We start from the raw sequence: 25215 nt of genomic DNA on the forward strand, positions 1-25215 counted from the left end.
AGCGTAGCCTCCTGACCATGTCGACGTCGTCGCCGCCGTGGTCGTCGGCCTGCTGTGGCTCCTGGCCCGGGTCGCCCTGGTCGTGGTCGCCGCGCTCGTGGCGCTCATCCTCGCCTCCGCGGTCCGCCCGCTGGTCGGCTGGCTGGTCCGCAAGCGCTGGTCCCCGTTGCTGGCCACCATCGCCACCTTCCTGGGCACGCTGGTCGTCCTGGGCGGGGTCGTGACCGGGGTCGTCTTCGCCGTGCGCAGCGACTGGGACGAGCTGTCCAGCTCGGCGGTCGGCGGCTGGCAGGAGCTCCAGCGCGTCCTGCGCACCGGCCCCGTGCCCGTCGACACGGCCTCCATCGACTCCGCGCTGCAGCAGGTCACCTCCTTCATCACCAGCGGGACGTTCCTCGGCGGCGCGCTGAGCGGGCTCGGTGCGGCCACCGGATTCGTCACCGGCGCGGTGCTGATGATCGTCGTGCTGTTCTTCTTCCTGAAGGACGGCCCGATGCTGTGGAACTTCACGCTGCGCTGGTTCCACGGCCCGACCCGCGCCAAACTCGCCGAATCCGGCGACCGGACCGTCCAGCTGCTGGGCGGATACGTCCGCGGCACCGCGACCATCGCCGCGGTCGACGCCCTCTTCATCGGGGTACCGCTGGCCTTCCTCGGGGTGCCGCTCGCGGTGCCCCTGGCCGTCATCGTGTTCGTCGGCGCCTTCGTCCCGATCGTCGGAGCCACCGTCGCAGGAGCCGTCGCCGCCCTGGTGGCCCTCGTGACCAGCGGCCCCCTCATCGCCCTGGTCGTGATCGCCATCGTCGTCCTCGTCAATCAGCTCGAGAGCAACCTGCTCCAGCCCATCGTCATGGGGCGTGCGCTGAGCCTGCACGCCCTCGTCGTGCTGCTTGCGCTGGCCGTCGGCACGATCGTCAGCGGCTTCTTCGGCGCCGTCCTCGCCGTCCCCCTCACCGCCGTGGCATGGGCGGTGATCCAGGTCTGGACCGACACCTACCAGGTGGGCGACGACCCGGTCCTGGGGAAGGACCCCCGCACCCCCACGAACCGGGCGTCGTCGAAGGCGACCATCGCCGAACGGTGGAAGTACCAGCGGATGCGGCACGGCGCGGCCGCGGTCGACGAGGACGAGGACGAGGACAGGCCGGGCGAGGAACCCGACCGTCTACAGTCGTAGCATGCAGCCGATCCCCCGCCACTGGGCCACGGTCCGAGAGGTCCGCACCACCTCCGAGGGCCGCGAGTTCGACCTGACGATCCACGGCTCCTCGGACGTCTCGCCCGAGGACGCCCGCCGCGACGCCCAGGAGCGCCTCGAGCGCCTGATCGCCTCCGGAGGCCCCGGGGCCGCGGTCGGCTCGGACATCGAGTACTACCCCGCGCGCCGCCTGCCCGAGGAGCTGCTCGAGGAGATCCACGCCCCGAGCGGCGCCCTGATCGCCGCGATCACCCGCAACCGCTACGGCGCCGCAGTGCTGAACACCGATGCGGTGCTGATCAGCGACATCGATCTGCCCGCCTCCTCACGCCCGCCCGCCCGCGGGAAGCGCGGACTGCTCTCGCGCCTGTTCGGCGGCGGCGGTGCCGACGCGGCCGCCGAACCGGATCCTGATGCCCTCGGCCTGCCCGGCCCGGGGGAACGGGGCGACGCGCACTCCCGCATCGTCCAGCGCATCGAGGGGTTCGCGCAGGCGCATCCCGAGCTCGGGATGCGCAGCTATCGCACCCGCAACGGATTCCGTGTGCTGCTCACCGGCGCCGGGGCGGAGCCCACCGGCGACCGCGCCCAGGAGCTGATGGCCGAGCTGCACAGCGACCGCCTCTACATGCTGCTGAGCCGCGTGCACGACAGCTACCGGGCACGCCTGACCCCCAAGCCCTGGCGGATCGAGGTGGACCGCTTCGAACAGCTCGGCAGCCGCACCGCGCAGGACAGCGTCCACACCGACTGGGTAGAGCGCTACCGCGCCGCCTCGCGGGAGGTCGCGGTGTGCCGCCTGCTCACGGCCACCGGACCCGCCCCCACGGAGGTCGAGCAGCAGATCATCGACCTGCACGACCGCGCCACCCGGCACGACTCGGGGCTCGCCCTGGCCTGACCTCGACGACTCTCAGTGCTCGACGGTGGCCTTCTCCGACCCGGCACCGGTCATCGAGCGCACCTCCATCTCGGCCTGCTTGAGCTCGTTGTGCTCGGAGGAGGTCACCGAGCCCAGCCAGCCGAGGAAGAAGCCCAGCGGCACCGAGACCAGCGCGGGGTTCGTCAGCGGGAACCACGCGAAGTCCACGCCCGGGATCATCGCGGTCTCCGAGCCGGAGACCACCGGGGAGAACGTGATGAGGAACAGGGCGCTGAACAGTCCGCCGTAGATGCTCCACACCGAGCCGCGGGTGTTGAACCGCTTCCAGTACAGCGAGTACAGGATCGAGGGCAGGTTCGCGCTCGCCGCGATCGCGAAGGCGAGCGAGACCAGGAACGCCACGTTCTGCTCGGCGGCGAGGATGCCGCCGACGATGGAGACCGCACCGATCACCACCGCGGTGCGCCGGGCGACGGCGACCTCCTTCTTCTGGTCGGCCTGGCCGTGCTTGATCACGCCGTTGTAGATGTCGTGCGCGAAGGACGCCGAGGCCGTGATCGTCAGGCCCGCCACCACCGCGAGGATCGTCGCGAAGGCGACCGCCGAGATGATCGCCATCAGCACGGTGCCGCCGACGGCGTACGCGAGCGCGGGAGCCGCGGAGTTGGATCCGCCCGGGAGCCCGGCGATCACATCCACCCCCACCATGTACGCGGCGCCGAAGCCGAGCACCAGGGTGCACAGGTAGAAGAACCCGATCAGGGCGATCGCCCAGACCACCGAGCGTCGGGCCTCCTTGGCCGTGGGCACGGTGTAGAAGCGCATCAGCACGTGCGGCAGCCCGGCGGCGCCGAAGACGAGCGCGATCGCGAGCGAGACGAAGCCCAGCTTCGAGGAGCCCGAGGTGCCGTACTGGAGCATCGGCTCGAGGATGGCGGTCCCGTCCGGATGGGAGTTCACCGCCTGGCCGAGCACGGCCGAGAGGTTGAAGCCGTTCAGGGCGAGGATCCACACGGTGGTGACGCCGACGGCCGTGATCAGCAGGACCGCCTTGATGATCTGCACCCAGGTGGTGCCCTTCATCCCGCCGATCATCACGTACGCGATCATCACGAAGCCCACCACGGCGATCACCAGCGACTGGCCCACGCGGCCCTCGATGCCGATCAGCAGGGACACCAGCGCCCCGGCGCCGGCCATCTGGGCGAGCAGGTAGAAGAAGGTGACGGCGAGGGTGGAGGTTGCCGCGGCGGTGCGCACGGGGCGCTGCCTCATGCGGAAGGAGAGGACGTCGGCCATCGTGTACTTGCCGGTGTTGCGCAGCGGCTCCGCGACGAGCAGCAGCGCCACCAGCCAGGCCACCAGGAAGCCGACGGAGTACAGCAGGCCGTCGTAGCCGTACAGGGCCACGGAGCCGACGATGCCGAGGAACGAGGCGGCCGAGAGGTAGTCGCCGGCGATGGCGATGCCGTTCTGGCGGCCGGAGAAGCTGCGACCGCCGTGGTAGAAGTCGCTGGCCTTGGTGGTGGTGCGGGAGACCCTGATGACGACCACCAGGGTGACGACCACGAAGGCGAGGAAGATCGCGATGTTCAGGATCGGATTGCCGAACTCCATCAGAGGGCCCCTTCCAGCTCGTCACGGATCCGGGAGGAGACGGGATCGAGGGACTTGTTCGCGTGGCGGATGTACAGCCAGGTGATCAGGAACGTCATGAGGAACTGGCTGAATCCCATGAGGATCCCGAGGTTCAGGTTGCCGAACACGTGGATCGACATGAAGCCCTCGGCATACGTGGACAGCAGCACGTAGGTGAGGTACCAGACCAGGAAGGTGATGGTCATCGGGATCGCGAAGCCGCGGAAGCTGCGGCGCAGCCCCCTGAACTCCTCGGACTGCTGGACGGCGAGGAACTGCTCGGGAGTCGGTTCGGACGTTCCGGCGGATGATCGAGGGTCGACGGCGTCCTGGCCGTCGAGAGGGTCCGGCCGGGGGCCTGAGGATCCCTGGGGAGGGGTGGACACGGGGCACAACTCCTTCGTTCTGCTCTGCTGCCCGGGCAAGGGGGCTCCCGGGCTCCAGGTGACCCTAGCAGCAGTGATCCATGCCATAGGCACGCTCGGGGAGGACCGCATTGCTACGTTGGCCGGATGGCTCTCCCTGATCTCTCCCCGCTCGGCGCGGACGACGGCTTCGTGCACGTGCGCGGCGCCCACCTGCACAACCTGCGGGACGTCGGCGTGGACCTCCCGCGCGGGAGGCTCGTCGCGTTCACCGGCGTCTCCGGCTCGGGGAAGTCGTCGCTCGCCTTCGGCACGATCCACGGCGAGTCCCAGCGGCGGTACCTCGAGTCCGTCGCGCCCTTCGCCCGACGGCTGATCGGCAGCGCGGTGGATCCTCAGGTCGAATCCGTGACCGGCATGCCGCCGACGGTGGCCCTCGAACAGCGCACCAGCGCGGGCGGCGCGCGCTCCACCGTGGGCACCACCACGAACCTCTCCAACGCGATCCGCCTGCTGTACTCACGGGCCGGAGACCATCCCGCCGATGTCCTCGAGCACGGATCCGCACTCCACAGCGGCCGTCTGACCTCGGACTTCTTCTCCCCAAACACGCCCGACGGCGCGTGCCCCCGCTGCCACGGAGCCGGCGTGCTGCGGGAGCCGACGGAGTCCTCGATGGTCCCGGACCCCTCGCTCTCGATCGCCGAGGGCGCGATCGCGGCCTGGCCGGGCGCCTGGCTGGGCAAGAACTTCCGGGACATCCTCGGCACCCTCGGCGTCGACCTCCACCGGCCCTGGCGCGACCTGCCTCCCGAGACCCGCGACTGGGTCCTCCACACGGACGAGCAGCCCGTGGTCACCGTGCATCCCGAGCGCGAGCCCGGGCAGACCCAGGGCCCCTATCGGGGCCGGTGGCGCAGTGTCGAGCGCTACCTGCGGGACTCGGTGTCGAGCTCGGCGGCGGAATCCTCCCGACGCCGCGCGCTCACCCACTTCTCGGTCTCCACCTGCCCGCTGTGCGAGGGCCACCGCCTGGGGCCGGATGCCCTGCGCGTCACCTATGTCGGGGTGCCGATCTGGCGGCTCGCCCAGATGCCCCTGGACGACGTGCTGGCCCGGCTGACCCATCGTTCCGAGGCCCTCCCCGACCGCGAGGGCACCCCCGAGGAGGAGGCCGAACGCCTCCTGCTGCCGACGGTGCTGCCCGTGCTGGGCACGATCGTGGGCCTCGGCCTCGGGCACCTCGCCCTGGACCGCCCGGCCGGCACGCTGTCCACCGGCGAGCTGCAGCGCCTGCGCCTGGCCGCGCAGCTGCGCTCGGGCCTGTTCGGCGTGGCCTACGTGCTCGACGAGCCGTCGGCCGGACTCCACCCCAGCGAGAAGGGCGTGCTGCAGCATCTGCTGGAATCGTTCCTCGCCGAGGGCAATTCGGTGCTGCTGGTCGAGCACGACATGACGCTGGTGGCCGACGCGGACTGGATCGTCGACGTCGGCCCCGGCGCCGGCACCGACGGCGGCGAGATCCTCTACTCCGGAGTGGTCGACGGGCTCGTCGACACGGAGGACTCGGTGACCGCCCGCTACCTCGGCGCCGGCCCCCTCGTCCTGCAGGACGCCGCGCAGGTGCGCGAGCCCTCGGGTCTGCTCGAGATCGACGCCCTGACCGCCCGCACCCTGCGCGACGTCGATCTGCGCCTGCCGCTGGGCTCCTTCACCGCGGTCACGGGCGTCTCCGGGGCGGGCAAGAGCACGCTGGTCACGCAGTGCCTGGGCACGATCCTCGGCGAGCGGGTGCGCACCACCGTGGCGGACGAGCCCGATCCGTCGGCCGAGACGGATCGCGCCCCGGACCCCGGCGAGGCGAGCGGGTCCCTCCTGGACGACGACGCCGTGCACCACGGTGCGGTGCGCGGCGCCGAGGGCATCGACCGCCTGGTGCACATCACGCAGAAGCCCATCGGACGCACACCGCGCTCGTGCCTGGCGACCTACACCGGGTTCTTCGACCGCGTGCGGCGGCTCTTCGCGGACACCCCCGAGGCCCGTCGGCGCGGCTGGGGCGTGGGCCGCTTCTCCTACAACGTCACGGAGGGGCGCTGCCCCGAGTGCCACGGCACCGGCCAGATCGAGGTCGAGCTGGTGTTCCTGCCCGGCTCGTACGCGACCTGCCCGCGCTGCCACGGCACCCGCTACGGTCCCGAGACCCTCGAGGTGCGCTGGAAGGGCCTCACCATCGCGGACGTGCTCGAACTGTCCGTCGCCCGGGCTCGAGAGGTGTTCACGGGCGATCCCCGCATCTCCCGGGCGCTGGACGCCCTCGCGGCGATCGGGCTCGGCTATCTCACGCTCGGGCAGCCGGCGACCGAGCTCTCCGGCGGCGAGGCGCAGCGGATCAAGCTGGCCACCGAGCTGCAGCGCTCGGTGCGCGGCCACAGCCTGTACCTGCTGGACGAGCCGACCTCCGGCCTCCACCCCGCCGACGTGGACCTGCTGGTGAGCGAGCTGAACCGGCTCGTGGACGCCGGGCAGACGGTGGTCGTCGTCGAGCACGATCAGCGGGTGATCGCCCAGAGCGACCACGTGATCGACATGGGCCCGGGCGCGGGAGACAAGGGCGGGCGGATCGTCGCCCAGGGCGCGCCGGCCACGATCGCCGACGAGCCCGCCGGTATGACCGGCACCGCGCTGCGTCGCGCGGCGCAGGCCCCCGTGGCACGGTGAGCGCGCCTACGCGGCGACCCTCGCCCCGGCGCGGGCCAGCCACCGGCCCTCGCGGCGCTCGATGACGATCGGATACGCGAAGCACTCGGTGATCTGCTCGGTGGTGAGCACCTCGGTCGCGGGCCCGGCGGTCTGCAGGTGCCCGTCACGCAGCAGCGCCGCATGGGTGGTGCTCTCGGGCAGCTCTTCGAGATGATGCGTGACCAGCACCGTGGCGAGCGTGGGCTGGGTGCGGTGGAGGTCGTCGAGGGTCTGCAGGAACTGCTCCCGCGCCGCGACGTCGAGCCCCGTGGACGGCTCGTCGAGCAGCAGGAGCGCGGGATCCGGCAGCAGGGCGCGCGCGATGAGGGCGCGGCCCCGCTCGCCCTGCGACATGGTCAGCCAGCTGGAGGAGGCGATGTGCGCCAGGCCCAGCGCCTCGATCAGATAATCGGCGCGGGCCAGCACATCGGCGTCGGGCTCCCAGCGGGGCACCTTCTCCACGGTCCCGGTCGCCCCGGTGAGCACCACGTCCCGTGCGGTGAGCGGCGAGGCCAGCGGGTGGCGCGGATTGACGTGTCCGATCAGTGCGCGCAGCTCCCGGACGTACACGCGACCGAGCTGATGCCCGAGCACGTGCACGGTCCCGCGGGTGGGATGCTCGACAGCGCCGCACAGGCTCAGCACCGTGCTCTTGCCGGCGCCGTTGGCCCCGATCAGCGCCCAGTGCTCCCCCGCGCGGACGGTCAGGTCGATCCCGCTGAGGATCGGGGTGCCCCCGCGCACGAAGTCGAGCGCGTCCAGGCACAGGACCTCTGCCCCGCCCGTGCTGCTGATGTGGTCAGCGCTGGTCACCGTCACCGATCTGCCTCCTCCTGAGTCGTCCTGCGCATCTGCTCGTGGCCGTCCCCGCCCGGAGGGTCCGGAACCGCGGCGAGGCGGTTCGCCGCGGCGAGCACAGCGACCACGCTCGCGCGGAGCACCGAGCGATCACGACCGCCGGCCCAGGCAGACTCGCCCCGGCGACGGTACTCCACGAACGTCAGAGCCTCCACGTCGTTCCCGGCCCCGACGCTGGTCTGGTGCAGCGAGAGCACATCGACGTCGGCTCCGAGCTCGTGCAGCGCAGCACCGAGCGCTTCCACCGGGCCCACACCCGCGTGCTCGGTGCGGTACTCCACCCCGTCGAGCGCCAGGACGATCCGGGTGCGCGACCCCTCATCCCCGTCGGCCGTGTCGCAGGCGACCAGGGCGAACCGGTCGCCGACCTCGCCGTCGGCCAGGTACGCCCGGTGCAGCACATCCCAGAGGCTCTCCGCGCTCACCTCGCCGCCGGATCGATCCGCGTGCTCCTGCACGTGGCGGCTGAGGTCGATCTCCAGCCGGCGCGGCAGCTCGAGGCCGTACTCCTCCTCGAGGAGATAGGCGATCCCGCCCTTGCCCGACTGCGAGTTCACGCGGATCACCGCGTCATAGCTCCGGCCGATATCGGCCGGATCGATCGGCAGGTACGGCACACGCCAATCCACGTCGCGCGGAGACCGGCCCTCGGAGGCGGCGCGAGCGCGATGCTCCGCGAGCCCCTTGCGGATCGCATCCTGGTGCGTGCCGCTGAAGGCCGTGTGGACCAGGTCGCCCACATAGGGATGGCGGGGATGCACCTCGAGCCGGTTGCAGTGCTCGACAGTACGGCGAACCTCGTCGATGTCGGAGAAGTCGATCATCGGGTCCACTCCCTGGGCGTGAAGGTTCAGCGCGAGGGTCGCGAGGTCGACGTTCCCAGTGCGCTCGCCGTTGCCGAACAGGCATCCCTCGACGCGCTGGGCCCCGGCGAGCACAGCGAGCTCCGCGCACGCGATCCCCGTGCCGCGGTCGTTGTGCGGGTGGACCGACAGGATCACGCTGTCACGACGTGCGAGATGTCGGTCCATGTGCTCGATCTGGTCGGCGTACACATTGGGCGTGGCGATCTCGACGGTGGCAGGGAGGTTGAGGATCACGGGACGCTCGGGACTCGCATCCCAGAGCTCGGTCATCGCATCGCAGACCTCCAGCACATAGTCGGGCTCGGTGAGATTGAAGACCTCGGGCGAGAACTGGAAGCGCACGTTCGACAGGTGTCCGGCGAGCTCCAGGACGTCGCGCCCGCCGGCGAGGATGAGGTTGCGCAGCTCGTCGCGGTCCTTGCGCAGCACGGTCTCCCGCCAGATCGGCGCGGTTGCGGTGTAGAGGTGGATGACGACGGGATTGGTGATCCCGCGGATCGAGGCGACGGTGCGCTCGATGAGATCCCGCCGAGCCGGGGTGAACACCACGATCGTCACGTCGTCAGGGGCGATGTCGCTCTCGGCGATCAGGCGCACGAAGTCGAGATCGGTCTGCGACGCGGAGGGATAGCCCACCTCGATCTCCTTGTACCCCATCGCCACCATGAGCTCGAAGAACCGACGCTTGCGCTGGGGATCCATCGGTTCGGCGAGAGCCTGATTCCCGTCACGCAGGTCCACGGGGACCCAGAGCGGCGCAACGCCGATCCGACGGTCGGCCCATCGGTGCTCGGTCGCCGGAACCTCGACGCGCTCGTGGGCGCCGGAGTAGCGGTGGGAGGGCATCGGGGAGGGCTGCTGGCGGTTCCAGGCCGGAGCCGGAATGGTGATCGGATGCTCGGTGAGAGTCATGATGCTCGGTCCTTGCTCAGTAGGAGGGGCGGGCCGGCGCACGTCTCGACACCGCGGAGGGGAGCCGGTCCTACAGGGCCCCGCCGTGGCGACGAAGGAGGAGATTCTGCTGCATCACAGGTAAAGTTCTATCACAACTCCTCAGACAAGTAGAGAGGTGTTCACCGACCTCACCGACCGGATCGGCACGCATGATGAGGAGGCGAAGGGACGCGGCGCTTCGTCTGTCACACCCCTCTGATGGACTGGGACCGACGATCAGAGCCGATGTCGGTTGGAGACCGCGATGACCCTCAGTGTGATGCCCCCGCCCCTGCCCCCGAGAGTTCCCGAGAGCGAGCCCCCTGCCCCGCTCGACCGCGCCGAGGCCGAGGCTCTCGGCCAGCGCATCCAGCAGCAGGCAGCGGTGATCGCCGAGGCCACGTGCGAGCTGCTGCTCATGGTCGGCGACTTCGATGCCCGCGGAGGGCTCGGCTGGTTCGGCGGCCTGAAGTCCACCGCGCACTGGCTGTCCTGGGCCTGCTCGATGTCTCCGGGCACGGCCCGCGAGCACGTCCGGGTGGCCCGGGCGCTGCCGGAGATGCCGTCGACCGTGGCCGCGTTCCGCGCCGGGCGTCTGTCGTACTCGAAGGTCCGAGAGATCACCCGCGTGGCCGATCGCGTCGACGAGGACGTCCTCGTCGACCTCGCACGCTCGATGACCGCCTCACAGCTGGCGCGCACCATCTCCTCGTTCCGCGCAGTCGACGGCAGCCGGCTCGGTCAGGACGCCGTGCGCCAGGCGCGCTGGCAGGTGCGCGAGGACGGCATGGTCGAGGTCCGTGCGGTGCTCCCTGCCGAGATGGGCGCCGAGGTGGTCACCGCCCTCGAGCTCGCCCTGGACCGCGACGGCACCGAGCCTCCCTGGGCGGACGACGCCATCGAGCGCGCCGCCGAGGTCACCTCGACGCCGTCCCTCGAGCAGCGCAGGGCCGACGCCCTGCACAGCGTCGCGCGCACCTTCCTCGACACGGAACCCGATGATCGCTCGGGCGAAGATCGTCACCTGGTGATCGTGCAGGTCAGCGCCGAAGCTCTCACCCAGAACGTTCCCGCGGGAACGGATGCGCAGCCCGCGGACGACGGGCCCGTCAGCATCGACGTTCCCGCGGGAACGCTTTCTCGCTCCGCAGAATCGGCGGGGCAATGCGGAGTGCTGGGTATGGGGCCGCTCGAGCCTCGCACCGCGGAACGCCTGGCGTGCACGGGCAAGGTGGCGATCGCGATCACCGACGCCGGGGGCGAGATACTGCATCTGGGCAGGTCACAGCGGCTTGCGACACGGGCTCAACGTCGGGCGCTGCGGCTGCGCGACACCACTTGCACCTTCCCCGGCTGCCATCAGTCCCGGCATCTCGATGCGCACCACATCGTCCCCTGGTCGGAGGGAGGGCCGACGGACATCGACGGGCTCGCGCTGCTGTGCCGCCGTCACCATGTGCTGGTCCATGAGGGCGGCCTGCGGCTCGTCCTGGACCCCTTCCGCACGGCGCCGCACCACCGGCGCTTCCTCGTGCTCGATGCCGACGGACAGTCCGTGCAGGCACGCTGGCCCGCCATGCTCGAGGAGGTCACGGTGCGCAGCATCACCGGGCCCGCGATCGACGTGACGCGCGATCCGGAGCGGATCGCCGCCACCACCGGAGGCGCCGGATTCCGCCTCGCGGACTGTGTGGACGCTCTCTGCCACCACGTCATGGAGCTCGCCGCCTGAGCAGGCGCGACGAGTCAGCTGCTGAAGCCGCCGGTGCCCGCCATGTCCTTGAACCGCGAGTAGTGGCCCTCGAAGGCGACGGGGACCGTCTTGGTGGCGCCGTTGCGGTGCTTGGCGACGATGAGATCCGCCTCGCCGGCGCGAGCGGACTCCTTCTCGTAGTAGTCCTCGCGGTGGATCAGGAGGATCAGATCGGCATCCTGCTCGATCGAGCCGGACTCGCGCAGGTCGCTCATCATCGGAGTCTTGTCGGTGCGCTGCTCGCTGCCACGGTTCAGCTGCGAGATCGCGATGACCGGCACCTCGATCTCCTTGGCCAGCAGCTTCAGGGCACGGGAGAACTCCGAGACCTCCTGCTGACGGGATTCGACCTTCTTGCCCGAGCTCATCAGCTGCAGGTAGTCGATGACCACGAGCTTGAGATCGTGCTTCTGCTTCAGCCGACGGCACTTCGCGCGGATCTCCATGAGCGACATGTTCGCCGAGTCGTCCATGAACAGCGGGGCGTCCGCGATACGGCTCATGGCGCGAGCCATGGCCTGCCAGTCGCGGTCATCCATCGAGCCGTCGCGCATACGGTTCATCGGCACCTGCGCCTCGGCGCTGAGCAGACGCATCGTGATCTCGGTCTTGTCCATCTCCAGGGAGAAGATGACGCTGGCTTCGCCGTTGTGGATCGAGGCGGAACGCAGCACGTCCATGCCGAGGGTCGTCTTGCCCATGGCGGGGCGGCCGGCGAAGATGATCAGCTGGCCGCCGTGCAGACCCTGGGTGAGGTCGTCGAACTCCGCGAAGCCGGTCGGGACGCCGGTGACCTGGCCGCCGCGGTTCTGCGTCGCCTCGATCGTGTTGAGGGTCTCGTCGATGACCTCGCCCAGCGGCAGGAAGTCCTCCGACGCACCGCGCTCGGTCACCGCGTACACCTGCGCCTGAGCCTCGTTGATGGCCTCGTCGACCTCGCCGCCGTCGGCCGCATAACCGAGCTGGACGATGCGGGTGCCGGCCTCGACCAGACGACGCAGCTGCGCCCGCTCGACCACGATCTCGGCGTAGAACCCGGCGTTCGCGGCGGTGGGCACCATGTCGATCAGGTCGGCGAGATAGGCGCCGCCGCCCACCCGTGCGAGCTCACCGCGCTTGGAGAGCTCGTCGGAGACGGTGACGAGGTCGGCGGGCTCGCCGCGCCCGTAGAGATCGATGATCGCCTCGAAGATCATCTCGTGCGCAGGGCGATAGAAGTCGTTGCCCTGCACCGTCTCCACGACGTCGGCGATGGCGTCCTTGGACAGCATCATGCCGCCCAGCACGCCGCGCTCGGCAGGAAGGTCCTGGGGCGGCATGCGCTCCAGGTTGCGGTCAGGTCCAGCTTCGAAGGCCTCGGTAGATGTCACCGGGCCAGTGTAGGAACCCTGGCTGACCATCGGGACGTGATCTGCGCCCGCTGGGGACGAGGGCTGCGTGGGGAGGGAGGGCTGCGTGGGGAGGAATGTCGGCACCTGTCGCTACGGTCGCCGCATGCCCCAGCACACCCAGAACACCCAGAACACCCAGAACACCCAGAACGACGGGAGCGGCGCCCCCTCCGCGATCGCCCCGCTCGCGTCGATCTCGATCGATTGTCCGAGACCCGATGACCTCGTCCCCTTCTACAGCGCGCTCCTCGGCCTCGAGGAGGCCTTCGCGGCCGATGACCGCAGCGTGGTGTGCCTCGCGGGCGCCGGGCCGATGGTCACCCTGATGCGGGCCGACGAGTATGTCGCTCCGCAGTGGCCGGACGGCCCGCAGCATGCGCAGATGCACCTGGACCTGGCCGCTGCGGATCTCGAGGATGCGGTCGCCGCCGCGCGGAGGATCGGTGCTCGCGAAGCCGGCGTGCAGCCCGACCCTTCGGCCTGGCGGGTGATGCTCGATCCCGTCGGCCACCCGTTCTGCCTGAGCGCCGTGCGCCCCGGGTGAGCCCGAGGTCTAGACGGGCGCCGTCGCCGGGACCGGCGGAGTCACGTGCGGCCTGATCCGCTGGAGCGTGCGATGCCAGCGATTGGCCGGGAGCGACGGATCCAGCAGCGCCATCCCGGTGGCGAACTTCGAGATCCGCTGGGGTCGATGGTGCGCGCGCCAGAGGAAGCGGTCGATCGGGCCCGGGCTCGCCGACGACTTCGTCTCCAGGACCAGGAGATCGTCCATCCGATACCTCTGCAGTGCGGTCCCCCGCCAGGTCAGCGCCTGGTCCAGCGTCGCCCGGGAGCCTTCAGAGCCCAGCAGCAGGGTCGTGCGCCGGTATGCAGTCTCCATGACGGGTCGGAGAGGCTGGGTCGGGGACTCGACGCCGGCATCGGCGAGTCGCGCATGCACGTACTCGAGGGACGCACCGGCCAGCGCCTCGCCGCCGGGCAGGGGCAGGTCCTCGCCGTAGAGCATCGGGACCTGCTCGCGGACCTTCACGGTGTCCCCGCGCCCGGTGCGGGTCTTCGCCTCCAGGAAGGCGGAGCCGGCGTCGACGTACTCGCGGCGCCGCACCTTGAAGCGACGACGCCTCTTGGTGGCAGCCGTGCGGTAGGCGTCCAGGTCAGGAGTGTCGTAATAGAGGGAACGGTAGGCGAATGTCCGTTCGCCGCCGATCTCGAGCACGTGGAGGTCCTCCCCCATCGCCTCGACGAGGTCGAGGGCGACGGAGGCGGGCACCAGGTACTTGCGGTCGACCCGCGTCATCAGCGCGGCCTGCTGCTCCATCGTCGCCAGGTCGATGCCCGGCAGCGTGGAGTACGCCGCGCCGAGCGCCTCCGATGCGCTCACCTCACCGCTGCGGGACATGACGGTCACTGCGCCGCTCCTTCCGCGACGCGAGCAGCTCCCTTCTCGGGGCGACGGAAACGGACATCCACCACGGTGGTGTCGTTGACGAGGTCCAGACGGCTCACGCTGACCGCTCGGATCTCGGCGTCCAGCAGCTCGGCCAGATGCGCACGCAGCTCGGCCGGATCGGCGATCGCGCGGTCCAGGATGATCTCCTGCCTGCGGTTGCCGCCCAGCAGCCCCGGATGGTCGATCACGGCCATCGTCACCACCACGAGAACCATGAACACCAGCGACAGCGGCAGCGGCGCCGCGTCGAGGCCCCCGAGCAGGCCGAGGGCGAGCATCGCGAAGTAGTAGGCGATCTCGTGCTGGGCGAGCTCGTCGGAGCGCAGGCGGATGATCGACAGCACGCCGAAGAGGCCGAGCCCCACGCCGGCGCCCACCTCGGAGTCCGCGAGGACTGCGGAGACCGAGAGGACCCCGACGTTGATCCCCATGAAGGCCACGACGAGATCACGGCGGTAATGCCGACGCCAATACAGTCCGAAGGTGAGCACGACGGCCGCGATCAGGTCCGCGACGATCAGCAGAGGTATCTCGATGTTCACGATCTCTCCTCGCACGGGACCGACGAGCGGTCCAGAGGTTCGGGGCAGGAAGGGAAGAGCAGCTCGGGGGTCCGATCGGCCGCTGGACCGCCCGTGACGGAGGGCGCAGGCCGAGCAGCAGCAGGCTCAGGGAGCCCCGCCGGAGCACGGCCGTCATCGTCCACGACGTCACAGCCTAGAAGGCGACGCACCGGGAGTCACTGTCCGTGTAGGGCACCTCTCCACGAGTCCGCTGCGGCGCGACTGCTCACATAAGTGCACGACAGGGCAGACATAGGAGACCCAAAGGAAGACACCCGAGGCTTCTTCTCACATCACCCCGATCCGGAGGAGCATCTCATGTCCGCCTATGCCGTGTACGGCCTCGATCTCGTCGCCGTCCTCATCCTGACCTTCGGCGTCTACTGGCCCCGCCACCGCCGCCGCGACCTCGTGGTCGCGTTCCTCGGCATCAACGTGGGCGTCCTCGCCGTGGCCGCCCTGCTCGCCGGTTCCGCGCTCTCCGCAGGGCTCGGCCTGGGACTGTTCGGGGTGCTGTCGATCATCCGCCTGCGCTCCGATGAGCTCGCGCAGCACGAGATCGCCTACTACTTCGCGGTGCTCGCTCTCGGCCTCGTGGCCGGGCTCTCGGCAGCGCCCTCGTGGGCGGCCGTCGGCTTCATGGCCCTGATCGTGGCGACCATGACGGTCGTCGACCATCCCCGGCTGCTCGGCGCGCATCGCCGTCAGGTGATCGTGCTGGACCGGGCCATCGCCGACGAGCCGACCCTGCGGGCGCACCTCGAGGAGATGCTCGGGGCCGACGTGACCGCGCTCAGCGTCCAACGGCTGGACACGGTCAGCGACACCACCTGGGTCGACGCCCGATACCGGCTGCGGGCCGGGCGCCGCCGCGCCCTCGTCGCAGAGGCGACGACCAGCCCGGTCACCGGGACCACGACCACGGCCCGCTCACCCGAGATGGCGACCCGATGAGCGCCATCGACACCCTGCCCGGGATCGACCTCGCGCGACTCACCGAGAGTGCGGCCCTCATGACCCGCGTGGATCGCAAGTATCTCGTGCCCCGCGACGAGATCGACGAGCTGATCGGCGACCTCGCCGTCGACCTGCGGGTGCTCGAGATCGGGGGCCGACGCCGCTTCGCCTACCGCTCCACCTATTACGACACCTCCGACCTCGCGGCCTACCGCGCTGCGGCCACCGGTCGTCGGCGCCGCTGGAAGGTGCGCCGACGCGACTACGTCGACACCGACGTCTCCTTCCTCGAGGTCAAGACGCGCACCGGCCGCGGGGAGTCCTCCAAGCTGCGGATCGCGCTGGATGACGACGGGGCCGACACCGGTGAACAGGCGGCGCCGCCGCTGGGAGGCGCCCCGCTCGACTTCGTGCGCACCTCCCTGGCCGACGCCGACTGCGTCGCGCCGACCGCTCCCCTCCTCCCGGTGCTCACCACCGCCTACGACCGCACGACCCTCCTGGTCGCTGCGGAGGATTCCCGCCTGACCCTCGATGACGCGCTCGTCTGGAGCGACCCCGCCGGCCGTGCCCGGCAGCTGAGGGACCAGGTGGTCGTCGAGACCAAGTCCGGCACCCGGGCCGGCAGCGTCGACCGGGTGCTGTGGCGCGCCGGTCACCGTCCGCAGCGGCTGTCGAAATACGCGACCGGGCTGGCGCTGCTGGACGCGGATCTGCCAGCCAACCGGTGGCACCGCACCGTGCGCGCGGTATCCCGCGGCACCTGAGCCCACAGCCCGCCGCCACCCGCAGAACGCCTCTGAAAGGACACACCATGCGTTCCACGATCACGACCGATCCCTCGACCTCCCGCCGCCGCGGCCTGCGTCGGCTTCCCGCCGCAGTCGTCGCCGGCGCTGCGACGCTCGCTCTGGCCGCCTGCGGCGCCGCCACCGCGGAGACCGGCTCGACGTCCGTCGCGGAGGCCGCCGAGGTCTCCCACGAGATGCTCTCCTCGCTCGATCTCACCAGCCTGGACACCCATGCCGACGAGGACGACCTCACCTGGGACGCGGCCGAGGAGCAGTCCATCGATCTCGCGGACTCCGGATCCGGCTCGAGCTCCTCCGACGTCACGGTGGAGGACTCGACCGTGACCATCACGGCAGGTGGCGTCTACCGCGTCTCCGGCAACCTCTCGGACGGTCAGCTCGTGGTCGCCGCTCGGGACGACAAGACCGTCACCGTGGTCCTGGACGACGCTTCCATCACGAACAGCTCCGGCACCGGCATCGCGGTGAACAGCGCTGACGAGGTCACCGTGTTCCTCGAGGACGGCACCGAGAACGCCGTGAGCGACGGCTCCGGATACGAGGTCGCCGACGACGCCACCCCGGTGGCCGCGATCGCCTCCGCCTCGGATCTCACGATCGCGGGCTCCGGCGCCCTGACCGTCACCGGCACCAGCAACGACGGCATCTCCTCGAAGGACGGTCTCGCGATCCTGGGCGGCGATCTGACGGTGACCGCGGCCGACGACGCGATCCGCGGCAAGGACTACGTGACGATCTCGGGCGGCACGTTCGATCTCACCAGCGGCGGCGACGCGGTGAAGTCCGACAACTACGAGGACACCGACCGCGGCTGGGTGCTGATCACCGCCGGCGAGTTCTCGATCAGCGCCGGTGACGACGGGATCGACGCCGAGCAGGCCGTCGAGATCGTGGACGGCACGGTGGACATCACAGAGTCCGTCGAGGGCATCGAGGCGCAGGACGTGATGCTCGAGGGCGGAACCGTCTCGATCACCGCCTCGGACGACGGCGTCAACGCGACCGCGGCGACCACCGCCGAGGAGGACGCCGACGAGACCGGCTCCGACCCGGGCGCTGGCGGCGAGATGGGCGGCGGGGAGAGCGACGACGGCTCGTGGCTCTCGGTGAGCGGCGGGACGCTCACGATCGACGCCGACTTCGACGGCCTGGACTCCAACGGGAGCGTCGCCCTGACCGGCGGAGACATCACGATCTCCAGCGCCGACAACGGAGGCGACTCCCCAGTGGACGCCAACGGCGAGATCACCCTCGACGGAGCGACCCTCAGTGCCGACGGCACCGAGATCACCTCGGCCGATGACCTCGGCGGGGGTATGGGCGCAGGCATGGGCGGCGGTCCCGGCTCCGGCGAGCGCCCGGATGGCGGGCAGCAGCCGGATTCCGAGGAGAGCTGATCCGGGGAGCGGGCGGTCAGTCGCCGAGGGGCATCCCCAGCGCGTAGGCCGCCTGCGCGAGGTGCTGGATGGCGTCGTCGATGATGCTGACCAGGCGGGCGCCGCGGGTGACCGGCGGATCCCAGTCCTCGTCGATCACGTCGTCCAGCTGGGCGGCGGTGATGCCGTCGAGGTACGTGTCCACGGCGTCGAGGGCGGCGCCGAGGTAGCCCAGCAGCAGCTCGGGGTCGTCGACGAGGATCCGCCGTGCCTCCTCGGCGCTGTGGCCGTAGCCGACGCCGTCGCCCGCGGATCCCAGGGCGAAGCGCCCCGCGAAGTCCTGCGCGGTCCACAGCTGCTCCTGCCCGGTGAGATCGGCCAGCTGGGCGTCGATCTCCCGACCGCTGTGCCACAGCAGCCAGGCCACGGAGTTGTCATGGCCGCCGGGCCGGGCGTTCAGGGAGACGGGGTTGAGGTCCGGGCGCATCCGCTCGGCGGCATCGCGGGGGCGGGAGGTGAGGTCACGGAGAACGTCGAGAGCATCCATGGCTCGACGCTACGCCGTCGAGGGACCGGACGTCAGTCCTCGACCACGACGCCCTCGCGCTGCTCGGGGTGTCGTCGCAGCCAGCTCTCGATGAACGGGCAGATCACGAGGATCTGCTGGCCGGCCGCCCGCGCCTCGGCCAGCGTGGTGCGCACGAGCACGGAGGCCACGCCCTCGCCGCGATGCGCGGGATCGGTGACGGTATGGATCAGCTCGATGCGTCGCCGGGTGCGCTCGTAGATCAAGGTCCCCACGACCGTTCCGCGCCGCACGGCCTCGTAGCGCCCGGCGGCCGGGTTGTCGCGCACGGCGATCTGCTCGTCGATTCCGTCGTGTCGGTGATCATCGGGGTCGATCGACATGGCGCGGGCTCCTTCCGGCCGATGATTCCACCGTACGGGACGGCCGACGACCTGCGACAGGGCGGGCCGGGGTCAGTCCTGTTCGAGGTGGGCGATCAGCAGGTCCACCCGGGCGACGTCGTCGGGGCGCGCCAGATGGTCCCAGCCGGCACGGACCCGACGGGCGGCGCGCAGCGCGGGCAGGACCCTGCCGCGGTCGGCGAGCATCTGCGCGTGGCGGTCATCCACATACGCGGCCCAATACCGGGCGCGGTGGTCGTGCCCCGTCGGCACCCCGTCGATAACCTGCATCGCCGCCCGGCGCCGACGCTCGTAGAGCGCGGTGGTCGCCCCCTCCTCGCCGCGGTTCAGGGCCTCGCCGGCGGCGATGAAGCGAGCGACCTGGGCGTCGACGCGGTGGTCCCAGAGCAGTTCGGGGGGAAGCAGCGGGCGGCCGCCCTCGGGGCGGGCGCGGTGCTCTATCCCCTCCCCGGCCTCCTCGACGAGCTCGGTGCGGCCGAGATCCAGCGCCCGGCGCATCACGAGCGCCTGGGCGTTGAGCTCCATGCGCACCAGCTCCGCCCGGTGAGCGCGCTCGGTGGCCAGGTCGTCGGCCAGCCAGCGCGCCTCGGAGGCCAGCCGGCGCAGCTCGTGCAGCGCCCTGTCGTGATCACCGGTGCGCTCGTGGATGCTCGCCGCGAGCCGCGAGGCTTCGAGCGAGGAGCGGTGATCGCGCTGGTCACACGCGATCCGTCGGGCCTGTTCGAGGGGCACCCAGGCGGCCTCGTAGCGTTCTGCCTGCACGCGCTGGGCGGCGATCGCCAGCAGCGGCGCCGTGCGCAGCGCATCCCGCTGGAGGGTGCGCTGCAGGGAGGCGAGACGGCCTGCGGTGAAGGAGGCCTGCGTGATCGCCCCGGCGGCCATGAGGGCTCGCAGCAGATGGCTGATCAGGCCGACGCGCAGGGGCGGGTCGTCGACCTCGTGCAGGGCGGCGAGGGCATCGAGCGCGTGCCGAGCGCCCTGCACGGGGTGGTCGACGCCGAGCGCGCGAGCGAGCACCGCATGCGCGGCGGTCGCGGTGCGACGGGGGTCCTGCACGGCGTCCTCGAGCGCGATCTCCTCCTGCTCGATCCGCTCGAGCACGTCGAGCGCCTCGGTGATGGCTCCGGCCCGGTCCCCCTGCAGCTCAAGGGCCTGGGCGAGGCTCACCCGCAGGGCCTTCTCCGGATCCACGGGCAGCTGATCGCGCACCGCGGGCAGAGCGGCGAGCGCGGTGCGCAGCCCGGCCACCAGGCGGCGTGGGTCGACGTCCCCGCCGCGGGTCCCGGCCTCGCCCGCCACGGCGTGGTCGTCCAGGCCCCGCACCACGGCGAGCAGCTCGGCCGGAGGTTCCGTCGGCCGGCCCCGTCGTCGGCCCCGCGGGACCGCCGAGGCGCCGCCCGGCAGGGCCCTGCGCTCGTGCAGCACCGTCACCAGCGCGGAGGCCAGCTCGCGATATCCGTCGTCGGTGAGCAGCGCGACCATGTCCCCCACGTCGCGTTCGACCTGCTCGGGGTCCGCGACGCGCAGCGCACCGCGCAGACCGGCATGCAGCAGGGCCAGCCGGTCGGCCGACGGTGCAGGGCGCGCGCGGAAGGCGTCGACGAGTCGACGGGCATCGCGATATCTCTCGGCGTGCAGCAGATCACCAGCCCGGCGGGCCGCCTCGATCACCTCCCGGGGGTATGGCAGCGGCAGAGCCGGCGGCCGCAGCGCCACCCTCAGCTCCTCCAGACCGGGGAGCTCGCCCTGGTCGTGCCGAACCTCCAGACCCGACAGGGAGGCCGCACCGGAAATGTCCACGGAGCGAAACCTACCAAGCATGGGCTGTGCGCCACAGAGGGCGCCCCGTCCCATGCGCCGCTCGGCCGTACTCATTACACTGTTCACGGCCCTGAAGGGCGATGACGCACTGTCCTCGCCCGCGTACGGCCGGGAGAGGTGAAGCGTGGTCCTAGGTGCGGCTGTGGGCACGAGCAGTGCTGCTCCGGGCACGGAATCGACGCCACGATCGACGGGGGCCCATCCCGGCCATCTCCATCTGGACGACTCGATCACGCCCGTGGTGGTCACCGATTTCGACGTCGCCGCGTACACCCGGCGCGGCACGTCGCGCCTGCCCGTGGACAGCGCCCTGCACGCGCAGCAGACCCCGCTCCCGCAGGACGTGCGCCTCGCCCTCGGTGCGCTGCAGCGCCTGGAGTCCTCGGCGCTGGCCGAATCCCGGTCGATGCTCGCCACCGCGACCGGCCACGAGGCCCGGATCACCGCCTTCCTCGCGACCTGGCTGGTCGATCGCTTCTGGCAGTCCCGCGCGCTGCGCGACCTGCTGACCGGTGATCACCCCGTCGACCGCCCCGAGCAGCACCACCGCCTGCACCCGCTGCGCGCGCTGCGCCGCATCCACGTCGACCGTGTCCAGCCGCTGCTGTCCCCGCTGTGGGGAGCCGTGACCGGCGAGGGCATCACCGCCGCGCACATGGGGCGCATGGCGATCCAGGAGGCCTCCCTCCGCGGTGCGCTCGTGGCGCTGTCCCGACGGCTCGACGGCGAGGCCCGACGGGTGCTCGACGAGGTCGCCGCCCGCCACGACGCGGCGGTCGAGTTCTTCACCGCCGAGGCGATCGCCCGGATCACCCGGTCCCGCGGCGAGGCCGCCACCACCCGCCTCGTGCTCGCCCTGACGTCCCCGCTCGACGGCGGCGGGAGCGCCGATGCGGACATCCGCGCCGCGCTGGCGACAATCGGGGCCGACGTGCGCGACCGTGCCGCGCTGCACCGGGCGCGCTACGAGATCACCCGGCTGCTGCCGGGACCCGACCTGCCGGACCCGCTGCTGTCCGCCCTATCTCGACCAGGAGCGTGAGATGGCCTTCGACCTCGACCAGTTCGCCGAGACGTCGGTCCCCGTCAAGTACGAGGACCTCGACTTCTCCCTCTTCGAGACCCAGCCTCTGGATGCCCAGACCCTGCGCTCCCTGCGGTATATGTGCGACGTGGAGTACCACACGTCGTGCTTCCTGCGTGATCTGCTGGTGACCCCCTCGCACCGCGAGGAGGCCGCCGGCGGCTTCATGACCATGTGGAACCGTGAGGAGTTCTGGCACGGCGAGGCGCTCGCGAAGGTGCTCGCCCAGCACGGCATCGTCGTGGACTACGACGAGCTGAAGGCCAAGCGCGTGAAGCTCGGCTGGAGCAACGCCCTGGGTCCGCTGAAGCAGTCGGTCATGAGCAACCTGGCCGGCAAGGACTTCGTCGCCGTGCACATGGTGTGGGGCGCGGCCAACGAGCTCTCCGCGGTCGCGGCCTATCGTCGGCTCTCCGCGATGACCGACCATCCCGTGCTCTCCCCGCTGCTCAAGCGCATCGCCCAGCAGGAGACCCGGCACGTCGCCTTCTACACCACCCAGGGCCGCGAGCGGCTGCTCGCCTCCGAGGCGGCGCAGAAGATCGTGCGCCTGGTGATGGGCCGCGTCTGGAAGCCGGTGGGCAGCGGCATGATGGACGAGTCCGAGGTCAAGCACGTGATGGGGCACCTGTTCGCCGGGCGGTCCGACGAGCTCGACAAGCTCGACAAGCGGGTCCAGAAGCTGCCGGGCCTGGACGGCCTGACGATCTTCCGCAACGCCTTCGCGCGCCTCGGCATCCCCGCCTGAGCCCAGCGGCCCGGCCCGGGGCACCCCGCTCAGCGGCGCCGATCAGTCGTCATCATCGTCGTCATCATCATCGTCGTCGTCATCGTCATCGTCATCGTCATCGTCGTCGTCGCATTCCCAGCCGTCGTCGTCGTCCCACTCGCACGTGCTGCGGGGCTTCTGGGGCGTGGCTCCCGAGCCGTCGTCGGTCGCGGAGCCATCGCGCGCGCTGGAGCTGGTCGGCGGGGCCGGGGTGGTCGGTGCGGGGGTGGTGGCCGGGGGCTCGGGGGACGCCGGGGCCTCGTACTCCATGCCGGCCGAGCCGCTGTCGGGGTGCGCGCCGTCGGCTCCGCCGTCGCTGACGGACGGGAGCGAGACCGCGTCCCCGCCGGCGAGCACGTCACCGCCCGCGTCGGACGCCGCCGAGGCGCCGCCGACCACGATGCCCGGCTGGGCGGCCGGGGTGTCGTCGGCCGAGGGCAGCAGGGCGACCCCGATCGCCACGAGGGCGACGGCGAGGATGATCCCGGCAGTGCGCAGAGCCTTCATGCGGGTCATCCTCCGATTCCTCGATGAGATGGCCGTGAACCCGTCATGAGAGGTCTCTCATCTGCCGGGGACCGGCATCGACGGGCCTCATGCAGCGGGGTCGACGAGCTTGTAGCCGGCGCCGCGCACGGTCACCAGGCGCTTCGCGCCGAGCTTCCCGCGCAGGTAGCCCACGTACACGTCGACCACGTTGGAGGCGCCGTCGTAGTCGAACCCCCACACCTTGGACAGCAGCAGGTCGCGGGTGAGCACCTGGTTCGGATTCTCCAGGAACACCCGCGCCATCGTGAACTCGCGGGAGGACAGCTCCACCGAGCGCTCCTCCGTCTCGGCCCAGAAGGTCGCGATGCGGGTACGCAGGTCGAGCTGGAGGTCGCCGAGCCGAAGCGCGTCGGAGCTGACCGCACCGGCCCCGGAGGTCGCCTCGCGGGCGCGCAGCTTCACCCGGGCCAGCAGCTCCTCGAAGCGGAAGGGCTTGGCGATGTAGTCGTTCGCGCCTCCTTCGAGCCCCTGCACGGTGTCGTCCACGCCGGTGCGCGCGGTGACCATGAGGATCGGGATCTGCACGTCCATCTCCCGCAGCGCCTTGAGCACCTGGAAGCCGTCCATCCGCGGCAGGCCGACGTCGAGGATCAGCAGGTCGAAGTCGCCGCTCGAGGCCAGGTCCAGCGCGCTGATCCCGTCCTCGACCACGGTGCACGCGTAGCCGTGGGCCTTCAGCCCGCGTTCGACGAATCGGGAGATCCGCGCCTCGTCCTCGGCGATCAGGATCCTCATGAACTGCTCCTCGGGGTGCTGTCGGGGTCGGTCGGCTCGCGCGGGACGTCGGCCGCCCGCTCGACGAACTGCGGGAGGACGAGGGTGAAGGTCGAGCCGTGCCCGGGCTCGGAGTGGAGACGCACGGTGCCGCCGTGCCCCTCGGCGATCGCGCGCACGATCGGCAGCCCCAGTCCTGAGCCGGGGCCGCGCGAGCCGTCCCCGCGGGTGAAGCGCTCGAAGATCCGCTCCTGGTCCGACGGGGCGATGCCGACGCCCTCGTCCTCCATGCTGACATGGATCTCGGGCCCCGACGGCCCCAGCACCCGGTCCACCCCGAAGCGGATCGTGCTGCCCTCGTCGCTGTAGCGCACGGCATTGGCGGCCAGCTGGACGACCGCCTGGGTGAGGCGCTGCTCGTCGGCGTCTGCCGGCACGGACGCGGTGCGGGCGAGCACCCACTCGCGCTCGGCGATGTGCTCGATGCGGGCGAAGGCGGAGCGGGCGAACTCCTCCATCTGGACCGGGCGCGCCCGCACGTAATCCGGACGCACCGAGGCGGCCAGCTCGGAGAGGTCGCCCACCAGACGGCCCATGCGGTCCAGCTCGTCCATCGCGATCTCGTGCGCCTCGCGCACATCGGCCGGGTCCTCGACGTCGGTCGTCTCGAGGGTGCCGCGCACGATGGTCAGAGGGGTGCGCAGCTCGTGCCCGACGTCGCTCATGAAGCGCCGCTGCTCGGCGAAGCCCGCCTGGATGCGCTCGAGCATGCGGTTGAAGTTCCGGGCCAGTGCGGAGATGTCGTCCCGCCCTCGGGGCACCGGGATGCGGTGCTCGAGGTCGTCGACGGTGACCTGCTCGGTGGCGGACCGCAGCGACACCAGCGGGCGCAGCAGTCGCCCGATCACCCCGTGCGCCACCCACCCCGCGACCAGGAGCGTCACCACGGACAGCGCGGAGAAGGTCAGCACCGACCGCCACAGATCGGCCTTCTGGGCCCCGATGTCGCTGGCGATCACGTAGATGCCCTCGGTGTCGTCCCCCGCCACGGCGACCGACGCGATCAGCAGCCGCAGCTCACGGCCGTCGACCGTCATCGACGTGGTCACGGTGCCGCCCGGCTCGTGCGCGGCGATGAGCTCCTCGAGCACCTGCTGGGACTGCGCGGACTGGTCAGGGACCAGCTCGAAGCTCTGGGAGTACGGCTTGTGCGCGGGCCGTCCGTCAACGAGGGCGAGGACGGACTCGTGATCCGAGGGCGCGGCCGAACCGGTCGCCGTGCTCAGCACGGAGTCCACCGTGGTGTGCACGAAGCTGCCGTCCGCCTGCTTCTCGTGTGCGACGAGATCGAGCTCGCGGTACTCCTGGTGGAGATCTGCCTCGACGTTCTCGTCGAGCACCCGGAACTGGGCTGCATAGGTGAGCACGCCGATGATCGCGACGCCGCCCACCATGAAGGCCAGCACCGTGGCGAGCACACGGGTGCGCACGGTCCACCCGCGCCGCGACGAATCGGCGACGCGCTCGGCGACGGCGTCGCGGGTCCTGGTCACGGCCATGAGC

At 71.0% G+C, this 25215-nt stretch carries 23 protein-coding genes; 10 read left to right on the forward strand and 13 right to left on the reverse strand.

Annotated features, from left to right (window positions below; translation table 11 throughout):
• Positions 1-37 precede the first annotated feature (37 nt).
• Both CIK71_RS02265 and CIK71_RS02270 read left to right on the forward strand, forming a co-directional pair.
• A complete protein-coding gene (locus CIK71_RS02265) occupies positions 38-1177 on the forward strand; it encodes an AI-2E family transporter (RefSeq protein ID WP_096163565.1) in 1140 nt (379 codons plus the stop codon).
• Position 1178: 1 nt separating this feature from the next.
• Complete coding sequence (locus tag CIK71_RS02270) at positions 1179-2099, forward strand: hypothetical protein (RefSeq protein WP_096163566.1); 921 nt, start codon at positions 1179-1181, stop codon at positions 2097-2099.
• 12 nt (positions 2100-2111) lie between these two features.
• Here CIK71_RS02270 and CIK71_RS02275 read toward each other — a convergent pair whose 3' ends face one another.
• Positions 2112-3698 (reverse strand): solute symporter family protein, encoded by a 1587-nt coding sequence (locus CIK71_RS02275; protein WP_096163567.1) that lies wholly within the window; start codon positions 3696-3698, stop codon positions 2112-2114.
• Positions 3698-4105 (reverse strand): DUF485 domain-containing protein, encoded by a 408-nt coding sequence (locus CIK71_RS02280; RefSeq protein ID WP_096163568.1) that lies wholly within the window; start codon positions 4103-4105, stop codon positions 3698-3700. The genes CIK71_RS02275 and CIK71_RS02280 overlap by 1 nt, the downstream gene beginning before the upstream one ends.
• Before the next feature lie 126 nt (positions 4106-4231).
• On the opposite strand from CIK71_RS02280, the gene CIK71_RS02285 reads away from it, so the two are divergent.
• The gene (locus CIK71_RS02285) at positions 4232-6805 is read left to right on the forward strand and encodes an excinuclease ABC subunit UvrA (protein ID WP_096163569.1); all 2574 of its coding nucleotides are present in this window, start codon (positions 4232-4234) and stop codon (positions 6803-6805) included.
• Positions 6806-6811: 6 nt separating this feature from the next.
• Here CIK71_RS02285 and CIK71_RS02290 read toward each other — a convergent pair whose 3' ends face one another.
• Both CIK71_RS02290 and CIK71_RS02295 read right to left on the reverse strand, forming a co-directional pair.
• Positions 6812-7645: an ABC transporter ATP-binding protein gene (locus CIK71_RS02290; RefSeq protein ID WP_245857257.1), complete on the reverse strand. Its 834-nt coding sequence runs from the start codon at positions 7643-7645 to the stop codon at positions 6812-6814.
• Positions 7642-9462, reverse strand: coding sequence for a 2-isopropylmalate synthase (locus tag CIK71_RS02295; protein ID WP_245857258.1), 1821 nt, complete (start codon positions 9460-9462; stop codon positions 7642-7644). Before CIK71_RS02295 ends, CIK71_RS02290 begins: the two co-directional genes overlap by 4 nt.
• 286 nt (positions 9463-9748) lie before the next feature.
• Here CIK71_RS02295 and CIK71_RS02300 point away from each other — a divergent pair, with 286 nt between their 5' ends.
• Positions 9749-11215 (forward strand): HNH endonuclease signature motif containing protein, encoded by a 1467-nt coding sequence (locus tag CIK71_RS02300; protein ID WP_158542044.1) that lies wholly within the window; start codon positions 9749-9751, stop codon positions 11213-11215.
• 14 nt (positions 11216-11229) lie between these two features.
• Here CIK71_RS02300 and dnaB read toward each other — a convergent pair whose 3' ends face one another.
• On the reverse strand, positions 11230-12606 hold the full coding sequence (gene dnaB / locus CIK71_RS02305) for a replicative DNA helicase (protein ID WP_158542043.1): 1377 nt from the start codon (positions 12604-12606) through the stop codon (positions 11230-11232).
• Positions 12607-12730: 124 nt separating this feature from the next.
• Between dnaB and CIK71_RS02310 the strand changes: the two genes are divergently transcribed.
• The gene (locus CIK71_RS02310) at positions 12731-13171 is read left to right on the forward strand and encodes a VOC family protein (protein ID WP_158542042.1); all 441 of its coding nucleotides are present in this window, start codon (positions 12731-12733) and stop codon (positions 13169-13171) included.
• 9 nt (positions 13172-13180) lie between these two features.
• Here CIK71_RS02310 and CIK71_RS02315 read toward each other — a convergent pair whose 3' ends face one another.
• A complete protein-coding gene (locus tag CIK71_RS02315) occupies positions 13181-14026 on the reverse strand; it encodes a polyphosphate polymerase domain-containing protein (RefSeq protein ID WP_096163737.1) in 846 nt (281 codons plus the stop codon).
• A gap of 5 nt (positions 14027-14031) precedes the next feature.
• Positions 14032-14619: a DUF4956 domain-containing protein gene (locus CIK71_RS02320; RefSeq protein ID WP_096163571.1), complete on the reverse strand. Its 588-nt coding sequence runs from the start codon at positions 14617-14619 to the stop codon at positions 14032-14034.
• Positions 14620-14958: 339 nt separating this feature from the next.
• Between CIK71_RS02320 and CIK71_RS02325 the strand changes: the two genes are divergently transcribed.
• The 3 genes from CIK71_RS02325 to CIK71_RS02335 are packed head-to-tail and all read left to right on the forward strand — an operon-like array spanning position 14959 to position 17806.
• Complete coding sequence (locus CIK71_RS02325; protein ID WP_096163572.1) at positions 14959-15594, forward strand: DUF4956 domain-containing protein; 636 nt, start codon at positions 14959-14961, stop codon at positions 15592-15594.
• A complete protein-coding gene (locus tag CIK71_RS02330) occupies positions 15591-16364 on the forward strand; it encodes a VTC domain-containing protein (protein ID WP_096163573.1) in 774 nt (257 codons plus the stop codon). The genes CIK71_RS02325 and CIK71_RS02330 overlap by 4 nt, the downstream gene beginning before the upstream one ends.
• Positions 16365-16411: 47 nt before the next feature.
• The gene (locus CIK71_RS02335; protein ID WP_096163574.1) at positions 16412-17806 is read left to right on the forward strand and encodes a carbohydrate-binding domain-containing protein; all 1395 of its coding nucleotides are present in this window, start codon (positions 16412-16414) and stop codon (positions 17804-17806) included.
• Positions 17807-17822: 16 nt separating this feature from the next.
• On the opposite strand, the gene CIK71_RS02340 is transcribed toward CIK71_RS02335, so the two are convergent.
• From CIK71_RS02340 to CIK71_RS02350, 3 genes are all read right to left on the reverse strand, one after another.
• On the reverse strand, positions 17823-18332 hold the full coding sequence (locus tag CIK71_RS02340; protein WP_096163575.1) for a mycothiol transferase: 510 nt from the start codon (positions 18330-18332) through the stop codon (positions 17823-17825).
• A gap of 32 nt (positions 18333-18364) precedes the next feature.
• Entirely contained in the window at positions 18365-18694 is a 330-nt protein-coding gene (locus CIK71_RS02345) for a GNAT family N-acetyltransferase (RefSeq protein ID WP_096163576.1), read from the reverse strand.
• Between the two features lie 72 nt (positions 18695-18766).
• On the reverse strand, positions 18767-20515 hold the full coding sequence (locus tag CIK71_RS02350; protein ID WP_245857259.1) for a hypothetical protein: 1749 nt from the start codon (positions 20513-20515) through the stop codon (positions 18767-18769).
• A gap of 163 nt (positions 20516-20678) precedes the next feature.
• On the opposite strand from CIK71_RS02350, the gene CIK71_RS02355 reads away from it, so the two are divergent.
• Together CIK71_RS02355 and CIK71_RS02360 are read left to right on the forward strand one after the other, a co-directional pair.
• A complete protein-coding gene (locus CIK71_RS02355; RefSeq protein ID WP_245857260.1) occupies positions 20679-21578 on the forward strand; it encodes a hypothetical protein in 900 nt (299 codons plus the stop codon).
• Position 21579: 1 nt separating this feature from the next.
• Entirely contained in the window at positions 21580-22368 is a 789-nt protein-coding gene (locus CIK71_RS02360; RefSeq protein WP_096163578.1) for a ferritin-like domain-containing protein, read from the forward strand.
• 42 nt (positions 22369-22410) lie between these two features.
• On the opposite strand, the gene CIK71_RS02365 is transcribed toward CIK71_RS02360, so the two are convergent.
• The 3 genes from CIK71_RS02365 to CIK71_RS02375 form a co-directional block, all read right to left on the reverse strand.
• A complete protein-coding gene (locus tag CIK71_RS02365; RefSeq protein WP_245857261.1) occupies positions 22411-22905 on the reverse strand; it encodes a hypothetical protein in 495 nt (164 codons plus the stop codon).
• 78 nt (positions 22906-22983) lie between these two features.
• The gene (locus CIK71_RS02370; RefSeq protein ID WP_096163579.1) at positions 22984-23673 is read right to left on the reverse strand and encodes a response regulator transcription factor; all 690 of its coding nucleotides are present in this window, start codon (positions 23671-23673) and stop codon (positions 22984-22986) included.
• Positions 23670-25211, reverse strand: a complete 1542-nt coding sequence (locus CIK71_RS02375) for a sensor histidine kinase (RefSeq protein WP_096163580.1) — start codon at positions 25209-25211, stop codon at positions 23670-23672. Before CIK71_RS02375 ends, CIK71_RS02370 begins: the two co-directional genes overlap by 4 nt.
• Between the last annotated feature and the right edge of the window lie 4 nt (positions 25212-25215).

It is taken from the genome of Brachybacterium alimentarium (genome assembly GCF_002332425.1).
Classification (GTDB): Bacteria; Actinomycetota; Actinomycetes; order Actinomycetales; family Dermabacteraceae; genus Brachybacterium; species Brachybacterium alimentarium.